The sequence below is a fragment of the Pedobacter sp. 10L46_2 genome, assembly GCF_056395165.1.
This window is the reverse complement of sequence record NZ_JBFTIZ010000192.1, coordinates 1-15,640: the sequence shown is the minus strand read 5'-3', so window position 1 is coordinate 15,640 and position 15,640 is coordinate 1. Positions and strand designations below refer to the sequence as shown.

Sequence of the window (15,640 nt, the reverse complement as noted above, 5' to 3'; positions counted from 1 at the left end):
GCAAAGGATGGGAAAATCCTTTATGAAAAAGCAATTGGTTGGGCCGATTATCTTCATCGTGATAGCTTAAAGATAAGCTCTGAATTCGAACTAGCTTCGGTAACTAAAACTTTTACCGGTACAGCTATCATGCAATTGGTCGAACAAGGCAAACTTTCTTTAAATGATGATGTAAAAAAGTTTTACCCTAACTTTCCATACGATGGAATCAAAGTAAAGCTCCTCCTTTCACACCGTAGTGGAATGATGAACTATGTGTATTTCATCGATGACATATGGCGTAAAGAAAAACGCGACATGAAAAAAGGAGTGTCCAACCAGGAAGTGATGCAGGTTATTGCAGAGAAAAAACCAAATCCGTATACTAAACCGGATAATCGATTTCACTATAACAACTCCAACTATATGGTTCTGGCAGCAATTATAGAGAAAGTAACAGGTAAGCCATATTCCGACTACATGATGGAGAACATTTTTAAACCGGCTGGAATGAAGCATACTCATGTTTATTCAACCACTGTTTATCCGAAAATACCAGTAGATGTTGTGGGACATGACCGTTCTTGGAGATACTCTGTAGCGCAAAATTTTCTGGATGGCCCCGTAGGTGATAAAGGGATCTATAGTACACTGCATGATTTGGTCCTATATGACAAAGCTTTAAAAAATGGCAGGCTACTAAAAAAAGCAAGTCTTGATTCCGCCTATACAGGTCACAACAAAGCTATCAACGGGCACTTTAATTACGGGTATGGATGGCGAATATTTGACGGAGATAACGGCCGTAAAGTAGTATATCACACAGGATGGTGGCATGGATTCAGACATATTTATGTGCGTGATGTTCAGAAAAACATTGTTATTATATTTCTGGGTAATCTTACAAACGGGAGCTTACTGCATCTTGATGAACTTTACAAATATCTTAAAACACCTATTATACGTAAAGGTGCTTATTCAGGTTCAGGATCACTACCTGGAAGTGATGAGGATTAAGATATTTTATCAAATGCTATCCCTCTGCTTCTTTTAGAGAGGTAAGTTCTTAGGAGACTATTTTGAGGATTTTCCAGATTAGGATCCGTAGAAAGGGTTTCAATTACAGTATTACGTGCTTCTTGTAGTATCTGCTGATCTTTAGCAAGATCAGCAAGCTTGAGCTCCAGTACACCACTTTGCTGTGTTCCGGAAATATCTCCAGGCCCTCTTAGCTGTAAATCTATTTCCGAAATCTCAAATCCGTTATTTGTTTTTACCATGGTTTCTAAACGCAGCTTACCATCCGGACTTAACTTATTCCCCGACATTAGAATACAAAAGGACTGCTCTGCCCCTCTACCTACTCTTCCACGCAACTGATGTAACTGTGAAAGCCCAAATCGTTCCGCATTTTCAATAACCATTACCGAAGCATTAGGCACATTTACACCAACCTCTATAACTGTTGTGGCTACCATGATTTGTGTTTTGTGATCAATGAAGCGCTGCATTTCAAATTGCTTGTCTGCGTTACTCATCTTTCCATGCACTATGCTAATTTGATAATCGGGTAAAAGAAAGTGATAGCTAAGTTGCTCAATCCCTGCCTCAAGATGTAAAAGATCTAACTTCTCACTCTCCTTTATCAAAGGATATACAATATAAACCTGGCGACCCTTCTTAATCTCTTCCTTCATAAACCCAAACATCCTTAGGCGCTGCCCTTCATAAAGATGTCTTGTTTCAATTGGCTTTCTTCCAACAGGTAATTCGTCAATAATAGACACATCGAGATCCCCATACAATGTCATAGCCAACGTACGGGGAATTGGCGTTGCCGTCATTACCAGGATATGAGGAGGGGTAAGGTTTTTTCTCCAAAGCTTTGCTCGTTGTTCAACACCAAACCGGTGTTGTTCATCAATTACCACAAGTCCCAAATTCTTAAACACAACCTTATCCTCAATCAATGCGTGGGTACCAACCAGAATATCAATCTCACCAGCTTCAAGCTCACTATGAAGTTGTGTTCTTTGCTTCTTTGTGCTGCTGCCTGTAAGAATAGCAACTTTCACTAACCGATCCTTTAACAGATCTACAATAGATTGATAATGCTGACGTGCTAATATCTCTGTAGGAGCCATCATACAGGCCTGATAACCATTATCACTTGCAAGCAGCATACTCATAAGCGCAACAACTGTTTTTCCACTGCCTACATCTCCCTGTACGAGTCGATTCATCTGAATTCCTCTCTGCGTATCAAGCCTAATCTCCTTTATCACCCGTTTCTGTGCATTTGTTAATTCAAATGGCAGAATCTCTTTATAAAAAGTATTTATTCTTTCTCCCACTATATCAAATGAATGACCTTTAAATCTCATTTCCCGTAGCTGCTTATTATGCAATAATTGAAGTTGAATAAAAAACAGCTCTTCAAATTTTAATCTCCGCTCAGCAGATTTCAGCGACTTAACGTCTTTAGGAAAATGAATATTTAGCAATGCTTCTTTCCTGCCAGCCATTTGATATTTTTCCAGAATATGGGAAGGAATGGTTTCTACTATTTCCTTAAGGTTTTGTTCAATTAATAAGGTCTGTAGTTTTTGGATCCCCTTACTATCCAGAAAAAACTTCTTTAGTTTCTCAGTAGAATGATATACGGGTTGTAACCTTAAATTACCTGTTATAGTTGCTGGTCTAGGGTAGTTCTCCAAGTCGGGATGCGAAATACTAAATGAACCATTAAACACAGTGGGTTTCCCAAATACAATATAAACTTTGCCCTTAGTAACGTTTTCATCAACCCACTTCAAACTCTGAAACCATACCAGTTCAATTGAGCCGGTATCATCAGTAAGTCGGGCAACAAGGCGTTTCTTATGTTTTTCGCCTATTTGTTCCTTACTGGTTATCCTGCCAAGTATTTGCACATACGGCAATTCAGGATCTAATTCATTAATCTTATAAAACCTAGTCCTGTCAATATATCTGAAGGGAAAAAAATTCAAGAGATCTTCATAAGTAAAAATACCTAACTCTTTTTGAAAAAGTTCAGCACGTTTAGGCCCAACGCCTTTAAGAAATTCTATAGTCGTATCTAATGTAGAAACAAACAAGGCTTTAAATATTTTTTCTATTAAATGTAAATATATCTTTTATTATGCTCCAATTAAACACAATAACCGAAACTAATAATAACAAATAGGCCGAAAGCTTATGGGAATCAATATGTTCATTAAAATAAAAAATAGCCACGGCAAACGCAATAAGCGGATTAACATAAATAATTATTCCAAGAGTTGATGAAGGGATTCCTATCAAAGCATATAGGCTCATAAATAAAGGAATAATAGTAAATACCACTGCAACTATCGTAATGTTTCCCCAAAACCATAAATCAGTTGGAAAAGATTCGTGTTTACTTATATATAATGGCATCATCAATAGTACGGCCAGTGCAATTTGGATTGCCAGAACGTTTAGCTTATCCAGATTTTTCATTTTGCGCTGTATAATCAAATAGAAAGCATATAAAGTTGCAATAACAACAGACCACGCCACTTCAATAAAAGATCCGGTAGCGAGCAGAATAATGCTAAATAAGGCTATTGCCAATGATAAGAGCTTTAATCTTGATAACTCTTCTTTTAAAAGAATAAAGCCGCCAAATGCCGTAATTAACGGACAAACCATATAAGCAAATGCTGCAGACTGTAAACTGACATTATTTACCGCATAAATGTAGGTATACCAGTTCGAGGTTAAAAGTATAGTGGATGCCACTATCTGCACAACCACTATTTTCCTTTCCTTAGGAGTTACCGATGATAAGTAAGCAATATCACTCTTCAGATACTTACGTCTGAAAATAAAAATGGCAATCCAAATAAAAACCAGGGAAGTAAAAATTCGATAATATAGAATCTCTTCAGAAGGAAATTCTTTAAGATTTCTTAGTGGAATCGAAAAGAATCCCCAGATCGCAAAAGATAAAATACCAGCAAAAAAATACCTGAGATTAGATTTTGGCAAAACCTATCCTTTATAAGCTGTCATAGATATCTCCACATTCACTCCCTTTGGCAATCCTTTTACTGCTACTGTTTCCCGGGCAGGAAAGTTCTTATGAAAGAACGACCCATATATTTCATTTACCTCGGCAAATAGTGCCATATCTGACAAAAAAATAGTTGTCTTAACAACATCCTCAAAACTATAAGAAGCTTCTAGTAAAACAGCCTTAATGTTTCTCATAACCTGATGTGTTTCTTCTGCAATTGAGGATTGTACAACCTCTCCTGACTCGGGGTTTATTGCAATTTGCCCAGATAAAAATAAAAAGCCATTAGCTATTACTGCCTGACTATAAGGGCCAATAGGGGCCGGAGCATTTTTTGTGTTTATTATTCTATTCATTTCAATAAAATCCAATCAATTAATTTCCATAAAATGCCTGCAACAAATACAATAATAGCAGTTGCATTAATAATATGCATTATTTTAATGTTAATGTTAGTGGGCCTGTTAGGGTCTCTTTTTCTAAAAAAATACATCTTACTACAAACTTAGATAAAATAGTCTTAAATAATTTATCAACCTTTTATCCCTCAATTATAAAACCAGAATTAATTTAATTGGGAAGTAATTGAAAATATTTTGAATAGATGCATTTTATTAAAATAGCATCGGCCTACAAATAAAAAAAGGGTCCCAAATTTTGGGACCCTTTTTTAAGTATTGTTGTTAGAAAGTATTAGTTTCTAGCTGTTTCAACACGACGATTTTGGATACGACCTTCTTCAGTATCGTTAGAAGCAATTGGATTAGCTTCGCCAAAACCTTTAGTTACAACTTGACTAGCGTTAACACCAGAGTTAACTAAGTAAGTTTTAACAGAATTAGCTCTGTCTTTAGATAATTTCAAATTGTATGCAGCAGTACCTTCGCTTGAAGCGTAACCGTTTACAGCTACTTTACCACCGTTTTCACGCAATACTGAAGATAATTTATCTAAAGTAGGGTAAGCTTCAGTTTTTAAAACTGATGAGTTAAATTCAAATTGGATAGTTTCGAAACCAGTAACGTTGCTAGCAGGAGCAGTTTCAGTTACTTTAGGTAGAGGACATCCTGAACCATCAACAGCAGTACCTGCAGGAGTTCCTGGGCATTTGTCAAACTGATCAGAAACACCGTCACCATCAGAATCTTTTTTCAAACCTTCAACAGCTTGCTCAACATTAGCAACACGAGCTTTTAAAGCTTCAACTTCTTGACGTAATGAAGGATCTTTCAATTCATCATACATTAAAGCAAGTGGGTTAACCCAATCCAAGTTCGGTTTAGATTTAGAACCTAGAGAGAATTCTAATCCAGCATATCCGTAAGAGAATTTATCTTTGTTAGAAGCACCGTTTGCATAAGTTCCGTCAAAGTTATCTCCATCAATAAAGTGCATAGTATAACCTAAGTTAAATGATACACGCTCAGAAACTTTGAATTTAACACCAGCACCTACTGGGATATAAGCTTCTTTAACATAAGTTTTAGCATCGTGTCTGTCATTAACATCACCTATAGCTTTATCTTTCCAGTCGATACCATCAACTTTAGGAGCATAAGCGATTAAACCGTAACCAGCAGTAACGAAGAAGTTAACTGAGTTCTCACGACGTAAGAAGTCAACAGTAGCAACGTTAACAACACCTCTGATGTCAGCAGAATAGCCAATTTCAGTTTCAAATTCTTTAGGAGAAGCTGAAGCGTTTTTGCTTGATCCAGAAACTTTTCCACGGAAAATGTTACCTTCAATACCAAATGCATGACCTAATTGTTTTCTTAGTGAGATACCGTAACCTAAGTTAACGTCCATCTTATTGAAATCATTAGTACCACCGATAGCAACAAATGGAGATAAAACACCACCGTTGATTCCGAAAGACCAAGATCTGTACTGACCCCTTCCACCAAATACCTTGGCCGAAGAAGAAGTTCCAGTAGAATCTTGAGCGTTAGCTAGAGAGGTTACTCCCATCAACGCAACAAAAGAAACTGCTAGACTCTTTTTTAAAGTAGAATAATTCATAATTTTCTTTTTTAAGGTTAAACAAATTTTAATTGTATGTTTTTTTTGTGTAGCAAAATTAAACAAATTTTTAATTTCTCAAAACACTTGTACAAACTCTGTTCCAAATTTATTAAATACCGACAATTATGCAAACATAATACGAATAGTATTTATGTTTTGCATTAAAAAAATATCAATAAAAATGAATCCTCAATTCATTACTGCATAAAAAGCGCAAAAACAGCGTTAACGGCCATTACGATAGCTTTTATAATCAGAGAGTCTAACCTCAGTATGTAAAACAAAAGTTATATGTTGTCAAAAACAATTAACATTTTTTAAACATTGTCCTATTCCTGTATACAGAAAAGTCCTGTTTTTAAGACAAAATCAGCTAAATCCATTGATCGGTAAACTTATAAATGTTAAAATCAGGTCTTTTCAATGCTTTTACAAGTTCTGAATGAAGTTTAACTTTATCAACATTTTTCATTCGATAGTGCGCTATTATCTTAAATGCCTTTTCAGCTAGTAACCATGCCTTCTGTTTTCCATCAGATTCAACAGGAATTGTCAACCATTCGCAGAGTTCCTCTATGCCCTCCTTTTTATCTGCAACAGTTTTAAAAACTGGAATCTCTTGATGCAAAACTAACTTCTTCAAGGTGTTAGTAAACACATCAGCTCCCTCCCGATCTGCTTTGTTTACAACAAACCCCTGAGCTATTTCCATTATTCCCGACTTTATACTTTGGATTTCATCTCCTGATTCCGGCACTAAAACAACTACTGTTTTATCTGCAAGTCCGGCAATTTCAATTTCAGACTGCCCAACTCCAACAGTTTCTACAATAATCATATCGAAATCAGCCGCCCGCATCACATCAATCATTTCAATGGTTTTTGCGGAGATTCCCCCCAATGCGCCCCTTGTTGCAACAGATCTGATATATACATTAGGATTGTTAAACTGCTGTGACATTCTTATACGATCACCGAGTAATGAACCAAAATTAAACGGAGAAGTGGGGTCAACTGCCAGAATGGCTATTTTTTTATTCTGCTTAGCAAACTGTTCAGTTATTGCGTTTACAAGGGTACTTTTTCCTGCACCCGGGGGACCAGTAATTCCAATTATCGGAACTGCTGATTTAACATTAAGCATTCGCAAGATATCTGCAGAGGGTGCAATATCATTTTCAACCAATGTTAAGGCTCTTGCCAAAGCCAAAAAGTTTCCCTGCTCAATTCCTTTTAAAAGGGGATAATTGGTATCCATTAATAAACTATCTTTGATACAAAGAAATAGAATTTATTCATTATTTAACGTCTTATTCCTAACATCTTTTTTATTCTAAAATGTCAATACCAAAAATCATACATCAAACTTTCAAATCAAAGAACCTGCCTCTAATTACGCGTTGGCATATCTATAAATTCTTAAAAAGAAATCCCGACTACCAGTATGAATTTTATGACGATGAAAGGATCGAGAAATTCCTCTCAGAAGAATTTGATAATGAAACGTAGCAGTATTATCTCCTGAAAAGAATCCTATTTGTTATGTACAATGGGCATTGTTTTTTGAATCTGGTCACCCTTTCCTTCAAAGGACTATGGAACTGATGCTTGAGAACATCAGAAAAAACGAATTCCCACACGATGTACATAAGATGACTGGACCTACCGTATACACAGCTGCAATCAATGATTGTTTGTCAAAGGATCCGGATATCCCGCATAGAACATTCGGAGTTGAATATGCACCCTATCTTAAAGACAAGTACAAACTGGCAAAGTTTTTCTTGTATGAAAAAAAATCCAATCACTGGAAAAAACTCCAGGTCTCATCAACCGTATTAAAGCCCGAATAAATTCACACATCAATATTATACAAGAAAGGAGCAAATTTCATTGAATTATAAATTAGGGCACATAAGTTGTAAATTTGAGCCTTTATCCCAATCTACCTAATGCAAAAACAAATTACGGCTGCTTTATTAATTTCTACCTACAATTGGCCTGCAGCATTGGATCTGGTCCTGTCCAGTGTTTTACTGCAGTCCAAAATGCCTGATGAAATCCTCATTGCTGATGACGGATCAACCGAGGAGACTAAAACAATAATTGAAAAATACAAAAAGCTATTTAAGATTCCTGTATTACATTTTTGGCAGGAGGATCACGGATTTAGGAAGACCCTTATCTTAAATAAAGCTATTGCAGGTGCAAAAAGCGATTATATTATCGAAATAGATGGAGATATCATTATTCACAGAAAATTTATTGAAGACCATATAAACTTCGCAATGCCGGGCACCTTTGTAAGGGCAAGCCGCGGTTACCTTAATAAAGAACTCTCCGCTAAGCTAATCAGCAAGGAGATTTCCAAAATCAACATCTTCAGTAAAAACATTGCTAATTTTTTCAGTGTCGTTCGTATTCCCTTTTTGTGGCCTCTTTTCGAAAAAAAATACAAAATCAAAGGTGCCGAATTATATGAAATTCATGGATGCAACATGGCGTTCTGGCGTTCTGATGCAATAAAGGTAAATGGGTATAATGAAAGTTTTATTGGATGGGGTCCGGAGGACAAGGAGTTTATTGCCCGATTTTTAAATATAGGATTGCAAAAACGGTTCCTTAAGCTTGGCGCAGTTGCATTTCATATCTATCATAAGGAAAATTCCAGAGCTTCTTTAGCAGAAAACGAGATATTATTTAAGGAGACTATAGCGCTTAAAAAAGTTTATTGTGAATCCGGTATAGACAAATATTTATAGGCATGAATAACAAAATTTCTGTAACTCTTGTTATATCAACATATAATTGGCCAAAGGCACTCGAGCTCGTTTTTAAGAGCATTTTAAATTTAAGGGTGTTCCCAAATGAAATAATTATTGCTGATGATGGTTCAGATGACAGAACAAAAGCAACAATAGAAGAATTTAAGCAACAAATAAAGGTACCCGTTAAACATCTGTGGCAAGAAGATCTTGGTTTCAGAAAAACCATTATTATGAATAGAGCCATCTCTTCTGCATCTGGCAATTACATAATACAAATAGATGGCGGGTTACTATATAAAGGGAAGCAGATCAATGCTTTCAGCAGACTTAACCAACACCATCATAAGTACCAAGAACATTCGCATCAGTTCTCTAACCAAAGGGGTAGGCAGTAAAATAAATGCTAGTTATTTGCCTATTTTTTCAGGCTTCTTTAAAGGCAATCATTTTCGATCTAACAATCTAAGGGGCTGCAATTTCTCGTTTTGGAAGCACGATTTTATTGCAGTAAATGGTTACAATAATGACCTGGAAGGCTGGGGCCATGAAGACATTGAACTAGCTGCAAGGTTAACAAACCTTGGAATCAGACAAAGACAATTAAAATTAAAAGCAGTTTGCTTTCACCTTTATCATCGAATAAATTCCAGGCATAACGAGGACGTTAATTTCAAAAAATACCTCAATGCTGTCAGAAAAAAGATTATTCGTTGTAAAAATGGAATTATAACCGAGTTATAGAAAACAGTACCAACAGAAGGATCATTTTTACAATCTTCCATTTATTTAATCTGAACCATTTCGGGTTTTCCTTAGTAAATCCCATTTCAATCCGCTCGGCAAAACCTGACACTCGGCCTCTTGATAAACTTTCAAACAGATATCCTGACTCATAACAGTTCTTGATCCAAAAAAGATTTAAAGCCACAGAAAATGAAAAGACTTTTGACTTATAAAAGACCTTAATGAGGTTAGTTAAAACCTCTGCAAAAAGAATCAGGGCCATCAGCAAAACCAATTCATTAATGGAATAAAAAATCGCGACTAAAGGCGAACAAATCAACAAAATAAGAAGAGACTCTGAGGTATTCAGGAAATCATGGTAAGTATAAGACTTAATTGTATCAAGTATCGCGATATCGGCTGCGCCACGTCCATATCTAAAAATCCGCTCAGTTTGGATGGCTCCATTATTCCACCACGGATGTTCCACAACTGCATCAGGTACAGGAACATACTTTTCATTATACAATAAGCTATTCCTAAGCAGAAATTCTATATCCTCTCCACCTTTATCCAGCTTTTCGTTAAACAAAGTCATATCCATTTTTGCTCTGTTTAACATAACATTAGCAGTTGGCACCCACACCAAGGGCTTGTTATCTAAAGCCGCCTTAAAATGTCCTGTCGTGCCATTAATATCCATAGCCCGGGTTGCAGCATTAAATGGTAATGGAAAATTAGTTACTCCTGCAAAACCAATAGAATCCGGGTTCTTTTTAATTGCTTCCGCATATGCTACCAAAAGTTTTTTCGAGGGTACAATATCATCGTCCAATAACAAAATCCATTTACCCTTCCCCAATCTAATACCATTATTCCTAGTTTTAGAAAACCCCAGATTAATTTCATTCTTAACCAGGTTGATTTTATTCTCAGTGGCTAATTTTACAATTTCATCAGGTATAACTAACAAAGGATTATCCGCAACAATATAAAAATCCACTAAAAACCCTTCCGGTCTTTCAATATTGAAAATATCTAAAAGTACATCCTCATCTAACCTGAAAGAAGGTATTACTATGTCAATTGAAGTGTTTTGGTACATGAAATACAAATATACACCGTTTTATATTACACTGTCATTTTAATATATTTGAACATGATAAAAGATGCAGCCTTTGCTGATATTGAGAATAAAAACACCAATCCAACATTAACAATAATTATAGCCACCTATAATGCCGGCACATATATTGAAACTTGTCTTAAATCTATAATAGAAAACGTAAAAACGACATACCAGCTAATAATTGTCGATGGCTTAAGTGCTGACAATACCCTATCACTAATTAGCAAATATGAAGAACATGTTGATACCTTAATTAGTGAAAAAGATCATGGCATATATGATGCAATGAATAAAGCGGTAACATACATTAAAGGAAAATGGGTTCTATTTTTAGGTGCAGATGATCGGCTACTACCTACATTCAATCAAATGGAAAATTTCCTGATTGAGGAGAATACCATTTATTATGGCAATGGTAAAAATAAGAACCATTTACTTGGAGGGGCCTTTACAAAATACCAGGTGGCTAAAAAGAATCTTTGCCACCAGTGTATATTTTATCCCAAAGCTGTTTTTAATAAATATCAATACTCCTTAAGCTACCCTGTGTTTGCAGACTACTTACTCAACATTCAGTGCTGGGGAGATAATGATTTCAAAAAGGTTTACAAAAATGTGGATATCACCTATTACAATATGGAAGGCTTTTCTTCTTATGCAGAAGACAAACTATTCAGACAAGACAAACCGAAATTAGTAAAGCAATATCTTGGGAATATAGTCTATATAAGATATATGATCAGAAAATTTAAAGAATCGAAAAAAGCAGATAGCAAATTCTTTTAAGAGTGCCTCAGCGACTTAAACAACACACATTTCCTAGTACAATTATATAGTAAGACTAAATAACGTACCTTTGCCCTTATAATTAAGCATTTAATGAAAACCTACTTTAGATTATTATCCTTTGCAAAACCCATTGAAAAATTTGCAATTCCTTACGTTATCACTACCCTATTATATATCCTTTTTAACACACTAAATTTAGCTTTACTAGCCCCTTTATTAGACACCCTCTTTAACAAAAAAACAGCCATTTCTACCACTGAAGTAGCAAAAACAGCTGAAGTAGCAGAAAAATCCTGGTTTGATGTTATGGCTCATTTTAGGGAATTAACTGATTACCTTATACACACTCATGGTGAACAGCAGACTCTAAAATATATATGCTTAGTAATTGTAGCATCTGTGTTTCTTTCTAACATTTTTAAATATTTCTCCGCTTTCACTATGGAGAATCTTCGTGTTCACACGTTGCTAAATCTTCGTAAAACGGTGTTCAATAATGTGATGAATCTACATTTGGGTTATTTTAACAGTCAACGAAAGGGAGATATTATTTCAAAAGTTTCATCAGATGTACAAGTAGTGCAATTTACTGTTACCAATACATTACAAGTAGTTTTTAAAGAGCCGGTAACACTAATTGTCTATATGGTTTTACTTTTCTCTATCTCTGTAAAACTTACCCTTTTCTCCTTATTGATCATTCCTTTAGCCGGACTTATAATTGCAAAAATTGTAAAGAGATTAAGGCAACAGGCAACCAGGGCACATGAAACATTTGCAAACATGCTGGGATATCTAGATGAAGCGCTTAGTGGGATCAAGATCGTTAAAGCATTCAATGCCACAGAATATGTAAAAGACAGATTTCACCAGGAGAATGTAACCTACTCAAATATTACCCGAAAAATGGCCAGAAGACAGCAACTTGCTTCTCCCGTTTCTGAGTTTCTTGGAGTACTAATGGTAGCCGGAATCGTGTACTACGGCGGAAGCATTATCCGATGCTTTTAGTGGCATACATACTGGTCTTGCGGCAGGTAAGCGTGTCCTGGACTTGATAGATGAAAAACCTGCTATCGTTGACAAACCGAATGCGATCAAGATCAAATCATTTGAAAACACTATCAGTTTTAAAGACGTATCATTCTCTTACGGTGATAGAAAGATCCTAAAACATGTAAATGTAGTAATACCAAAGGGCAAAACTGTTGCTTTAGTAGGGCCATCAGGAGGTGGAAAATCAACACTAATGGATTTACTTCCCCGATTCATAGAACCAGAATCAGGTACCATTTCTATCGACGGCATTAATATCAGCGAAGTAAATACAGATTCACTAAGAAGTCAGATGGGATTTGTTAATCAGGAATCCATATTATTTAATGATACTATCTTTAACAATATAGCCTTTGCAAAACCAGATGCCACGAAAGAACAAGTAATGAGAGCGGCAAAAATTGCTAATGCTCACGAATTCATCATGGTTACTGATAATGGTTATGAGACATCTATTGGCGACAGGGGTATACGTTTATCGGGTGGACAAAGACAAAGGTTGTGCATTGCAAGAGCAATACTAGGTAACCCTCCAATAATGCTTTTAGATGAGGCAACCTCTGCCCTCGATACAGAATCAGAAAAACTTGTACAGGATGCATTATATAAGCTTATGGAAAACCGTACTTCCCTAATCATTGCACATCGCCTGTCAACAATACAAAATGCAGATCTAATTATAGTTTTAGATAACGGTACTGTTGTAGAACAAGGATCCCACAATGAATTAATGGGCAATAATGCACTTTATAGAAGGTTAATAGATATGCAGACGTTCTCTGAATAATTTTTAACTAATCGTTTCTGTAGAATGCTTTGATCGATTCTGTTATATGATAAATCTGCTTTTCATCAAGCTCATAAAATAAGGGCAACCGAACAAGTCTTTCAGTATAATAATCTGCATTATTAAGTATTCTCCCATCATGTTTATGAGCATAGTAAGGCGATGTATGCAAAGAAATATAATGAAATACTGCATGTACTTGATCTTTGCTCAGGTGCTCAATTAAAGCATTCCGTTCTTCAAAATCTTTACAGACCACATAAAACATATGAGCATTATTTGTAGCATAGAGCGGCACAATAGGCAACTTTAATAACCCTTTTACTTGCACCTCTTCTAAATATTCATAGTATAAATTCCACAGGTACTTTCTTTTTGATTGAATTTCATCTAGATTTTCGAGTTGCGCATATAAAAATGCCGCTGTAATCTCCGAAGGCAAAAATGAAGAGCCAATATCTACCCAACCATATTTATCAACCTCCCCTCTGAAAAAAGAAGATCTATTAGTTCCTTTTTCCCATATAATCTCAGCCCGTTCTGCAAATCGTTCGTCATTAACCACCAACATTCCTCCTTCACCTGCTATGATATTCTTGGTCTCATGAAAAGAGAAGGCAGACAAATGGCCGAAGCCTCCTAATTCCTTTCCAGAACAATAAGAATCTATTGCTTGTGCAGCATCTTCAACTACAAATAAATTATGTTCTTTTGCCACCTGCATTAATTTATTCATATCACAAGCCATCCCTGCATAATGCACAGGAACTATCGCTTTTGTTTTTGACGTAATCAAACTTTCAATTAAATCAATGTCAAGATTCGGGCTTTCTTCAGAACTATCCGCAAAAACAACATTGGCACCTCTTAAAATAAAAGGATTTGCAGTAGATACAAAGGTATAGGAAGGAATAATGACCTCATCGCCTGGCTGAATATCAAGTAGTATAGCCGCCATTTCCAATGCGTCAGTACAACTTGTGGTAAGCAATACTTTATGAAAGTTGTATCGTTGTTCTATTAACTGCTGGCATCTTTTAGTAAAAAGGCCATTACCGGAAAGTTTTCCCGACATAACCGCCTGGTAGATATAATGAGTTTCTTTTCCTGTCAAATAAGGCTTATTAAATGGGATCATTGTAATTGACTTTCTATAACCAAAAATGATAGAAATATTCTACCTTTTCTATTCTGTAACCGTAACTATTATATAAAGCACATGCAGCTTTATTTGCACCTTGTGTAACAACTTGAATTTTTGAAGCTTTATTTTTAACAGCGAACTCCTCAGCGGCTCTTAATAATGTTTTCCCAATCCCCTTGCCTCTGGCACTCTCTCTTACACTAATAATCCCAATATTAACCAGATTATGATTACTCTTTAAGTCTAACGTGATTACTCCTAGAATCGTATTATCATCGACATATACAAGCACTTTATCTGCCAAGATACCTTCAATAGAATTAATCATCCATTCTTTATATAATGCCTCATATTTAATCTCTTCTATATTAGGATCAATTTTATATCTTGAATAAATACCGCTTGCAATTCCCAATTGTAACAGCTCATGTAAATTAAAATTATCATTATACTCAAAGGTGTATTTATCAGAATATGCGTTGGATAAACAACCTTCTTTATAAAAGGTCGTCTTTCTATCAACCAATAAACCATTAAATTCCTTTAGCAGAAGAGTATTATCTTGGATTTTATTTGCAGAAGCGTAATAGACCAATCGTACATCCTGTTTTAGGAAAGCCAAACATTCAATTAATTCTTGATCGGATAAATTATTCCTATGGATTTTTGCAACAGGATAGCCAAAAAAGTCGGTATCCCATCGTAATATTTCATAAGGTTGTTTCACAGTTTAGGATTATTTTAATAAATTACTTAAAACGTCTTCTTTTACACTTACCTTAAATAGTTCATTTATATTTTCTACATTCTTCTTTCTAATATCATCAGACAAGGGGTGAATGAATTCATTAAAAGATAATTGCGAAATCTTTGCTGAATTACCTATAAACACATCATTAATCTTTAAAAACTTATATGTACTGCTTTTTTCATTAATAAAAACCTTTTTACCCCGATATAAAAGAGCCAAAGTATTCCCAGCAGCCTGTGTTCTATAATGGTTCATGATTGCAACATCTACCTCGTCCAAAATTCGGTAATAAGCTTCACGATTCATAAAATGGCGCAAACAAACCACCTTATCCTCGCCAAACATTCTAACCGCCTTCTGCTCTATAAGATCTCCATATTTTTTATTTCCATAATTGAGTGGAATGATTAACTTGATATTTTCTCC

The 15,640-nt window shown here is 35.5% G+C and carries 16 protein-coding genes and 1 pseudogene; 7 read left to right on the top strand and 10 right to left on the bottom strand.

The window, feature by feature from the left end:
* On the top strand, nucleotides 1–996 hold a 996-nt coding region (locus AC1DDX_RS18365; RefSeq protein ID WP_477622380.1), incomplete at its 5' end, for a serine hydrolase domain-containing protein.
* Here AC1DDX_RS18365 and recG read toward each other — a convergent pair.
* The 6 genes from recG to meaB form a co-directional block, all read right to left on the bottom strand.
* Nucleotides 993–3,098 carry an ATP-dependent DNA helicase RecG gene (recG, locus tag AC1DDX_RS18360; RefSeq protein ID WP_337718244.1) on the bottom strand — a complete coding sequence of 702 codons (2,106 nt, stop codon included), beginning with the start codon at nucleotides 3,096–3,098 and terminating at the stop codon, nucleotides 993–995. The two genes, AC1DDX_RS18365 and recG, sit on opposite strands and share 4 nt — an antisense overlap.
* A 4-nt stretch (nucleotides 3,099–3,102) precedes the next feature.
* Nucleotides 3,103–4,014: an EamA family transporter gene (locus tag AC1DDX_RS18355; RefSeq protein WP_172659190.1), complete on the bottom strand. Its 912-nt coding sequence runs from the start codon at nucleotides 4,012–4,014 to the stop codon at nucleotides 3,103–3,105.
* Nucleotides 4,015–4,017: 3 nt separating this feature from the next.
* Nucleotides 4,018–4,398, bottom strand: coding sequence for a RidA family protein (locus AC1DDX_RS18350; protein WP_288884017.1), 381 nt, complete (start codon nucleotides 4,396–4,398; stop codon nucleotides 4,018–4,020).
* The gene (locus AC1DDX_RS18345; RefSeq protein ID WP_317171623.1) at nucleotides 4,395–4,535 is read right to left on the bottom strand and encodes a DUF6728 family protein; all 141 of its coding nucleotides are present in this window, start codon (nucleotides 4,533–4,535) and stop codon (nucleotides 4,395–4,397) included. The genes AC1DDX_RS18350 and AC1DDX_RS18345 overlap by 4 nt, the downstream gene beginning before the upstream one ends.
* Nucleotides 4,536–4,735: 200 nt before the next feature.
* Nucleotides 4,736–6,064 (bottom strand): OmpA family protein, encoded by a 1,329-nt coding sequence (locus AC1DDX_RS18340; RefSeq protein ID WP_172659192.1) that lies wholly within the window; start codon nucleotides 6,062–6,064, stop codon nucleotides 4,736–4,738.
* Nucleotides 6,065–6,440: 376 nt separating this feature from the next.
* Entirely contained in the window at nucleotides 6,441–7,325 is an 885-nt protein-coding gene (meaB, locus tag AC1DDX_RS18335) for a methylmalonyl Co-A mutase-associated GTPase MeaB (protein WP_172659193.1), read from the bottom strand.
* Nucleotides 7,326–7,662: 337 nt separating this feature from the next.
* On the opposite strand from meaB, the gene AC1DDX_RS18330 reads away from it, so the two are divergent.
* The 4 genes from AC1DDX_RS18330 to AC1DDX_RS18315 all read left to right on the top strand — a co-directional run bounded on the left by AC1DDX_RS18330 (nucleotide 7,663) and on the right by AC1DDX_RS18315 (nucleotide 9,576).
* On the top strand, nucleotides 7,663–7,920 hold the full coding sequence (locus AC1DDX_RS18330; protein ID WP_477622379.1) for a hypothetical protein: 258 nt from the start codon (nucleotides 7,663–7,665) through the stop codon (nucleotides 7,918–7,920).
* Between the two features lie 99 nt (nucleotides 7,921–8,019).
* The gene (locus AC1DDX_RS18325; RefSeq protein ID WP_288884012.1) at nucleotides 8,020–8,829 is read left to right on the top strand and encodes a glycosyltransferase family 2 protein; all 810 of its coding nucleotides are present in this window, start codon (nucleotides 8,020–8,022) and stop codon (nucleotides 8,827–8,829) included.
* 2 nt (nucleotides 8,830–8,831) lie between these two features.
* Nucleotides 8,832–9,230: a glycosyltransferase gene (locus tag AC1DDX_RS18320; protein ID WP_477622378.1), complete on the top strand. Its 399-nt coding sequence runs from the start codon at nucleotides 8,832–8,834 to the stop codon at nucleotides 9,228–9,230.
* Nucleotides 9,115–9,576 (top strand): galactosyltransferase-related protein, encoded by a 462-nt coding sequence (locus AC1DDX_RS18315; protein ID WP_477622377.1) that lies wholly within the window; start codon nucleotides 9,115–9,117, stop codon nucleotides 9,574–9,576. Before AC1DDX_RS18320 ends, AC1DDX_RS18315 begins: the two co-directional genes overlap by 116 nt.
* On the opposite strand, the gene AC1DDX_RS18310 is transcribed toward AC1DDX_RS18315, so the two are convergent.
* On the bottom strand, nucleotides 9,560–10,663 hold the full coding sequence (locus AC1DDX_RS18310; RefSeq protein ID WP_288884010.1) for a glycosyltransferase family 2 protein: 1,104 nt from the start codon (nucleotides 10,661–10,663) through the stop codon (nucleotides 9,560–9,562). The two genes, AC1DDX_RS18315 and AC1DDX_RS18310, sit on opposite strands and share 17 nt — an antisense overlap.
* A gap of 54 nt (nucleotides 10,664–10,717) precedes the next feature.
* Here AC1DDX_RS18310 and AC1DDX_RS18305 point away from each other — a divergent pair, with 54 nt between their 5' ends.
* The gene (locus AC1DDX_RS18305) at nucleotides 10,718–11,473 is read left to right on the top strand and encodes a glycosyltransferase (protein ID WP_288884008.1); all 756 of its coding nucleotides are present in this window, start codon (nucleotides 10,718–10,720) and stop codon (nucleotides 11,471–11,473) included.
* 93 nt (nucleotides 11,474–11,566) lie between these two features.
* Nucleotides 11,567–13,319, top strand: a pseudogene (locus tag AC1DDX_RS18300) (ABC transporter ATP-binding protein).
* 7 nt (nucleotides 13,320–13,326) lie between these two features.
* Here the strand turns inward: AC1DDX_RS18300 and rffA are convergent.
* The 3 genes from rffA to AC1DDX_RS18285 all read right to left on the bottom strand — a co-directional run.
* The gene (gene rffA, locus AC1DDX_RS18295) at nucleotides 13,327–14,457 is read right to left on the bottom strand and encodes a dTDP-4-amino-4,6-dideoxygalactose transaminase (protein WP_288884004.1); all 1,131 of its coding nucleotides are present in this window, start codon (nucleotides 14,455–14,457) and stop codon (nucleotides 13,327–13,329) included.
* Between the two features lie 13 nt (nucleotides 14,458–14,470).
* Nucleotides 14,471–15,190 carry a GNAT family N-acetyltransferase gene (locus AC1DDX_RS18290; protein ID WP_288884002.1) on the bottom strand — a complete coding sequence of 240 codons (720 nt, stop codon included), beginning with the start codon at nucleotides 15,188–15,190 and terminating at the stop codon, nucleotides 14,471–14,473.
* Nucleotides 15,191–15,199: 9 nt separating this feature from the next.
* Nucleotides 15,200–15,640: TDP-N-acetylfucosamine:lipid II N-acetylfucosaminyltransferase family protein (locus tag AC1DDX_RS18285; RefSeq protein WP_477622376.1), on the bottom strand; the 441-nt coding region annotated here is incomplete at its 5' end.

What these genes read in the sequence shown, in the direction of transcription:
- rffA (WP_288884004.1), bottom strand. Translation starts at nt 14,457, where the DNA reads ATGATCCCATTTAATAAGCCTTATTTGACAGGAAAAGAAACTCATTAT.
- AC1DDX_RS18315 (WP_477622377.1), top strand. Translation starts at nt 9,115, where the DNA reads ATGGCGGGTTACTATATAAAGGGAAGCAGATCAATGCTTTCAGCAGAC.
- AC1DDX_RS18325 (WP_288884012.1), top strand. Translation starts at nt 8,020, where the DNA reads ATGCAAAAACAAATTACGGCTGCTTTATTAATTTCTACCTACAATTGG.
- AC1DDX_RS18350 (WP_288884017.1), bottom strand. Translation starts at nt 4,398, where the DNA reads ATGAATAGAATAATAAACACAAAAAATGCTCCGGCCCCTATTGGCCCT.
- AC1DDX_RS18330 (WP_477622379.1), top strand. Translation starts at nt 7,663, where the DNA reads ATGGAACTGATGCTTGAGAACATCAGAAAAAACGAATTCCCACACGAT.
- AC1DDX_RS18345 (WP_317171623.1), bottom strand. Translation starts at nt 4,535, where the DNA reads ATGTATTTTTTTAGAAAAAGAGACCCTAACAGGCCCACTAACATTAAC.
- meaB (WP_172659193.1), bottom strand. Translation starts at nt 7,325, where the DNA reads ATGGATACCAATTATCCCCTTTTAAAAGGAATTGAGCAGGGAAACTTT.
- AC1DDX_RS18320 (WP_477622378.1), top strand. Translation starts at nt 8,832, where the DNA reads ATGAATAACAAAATTTCTGTAACTCTTGTTATATCAACATATAATTGG.
- AC1DDX_RS18340 (WP_172659192.1), bottom strand. Translation starts at nt 6,064, where the DNA reads ATGAATTATTCTACTTTAAAAAAGAGTCTAGCAGTTTCTTTTGTTGCG.
- AC1DDX_RS18310 (WP_288884010.1), bottom strand. Translation starts at nt 10,663, where the DNA reads ATGTACCAAAACACTTCAATTGACATAGTAATACCTTCTTTCAGGTTA.
- AC1DDX_RS18305 (WP_288884008.1), top strand. Translation starts at nt 10,718, where the DNA reads ATGATAAAAGATGCAGCCTTTGCTGATATTGAGAATAAAAACACCAAT.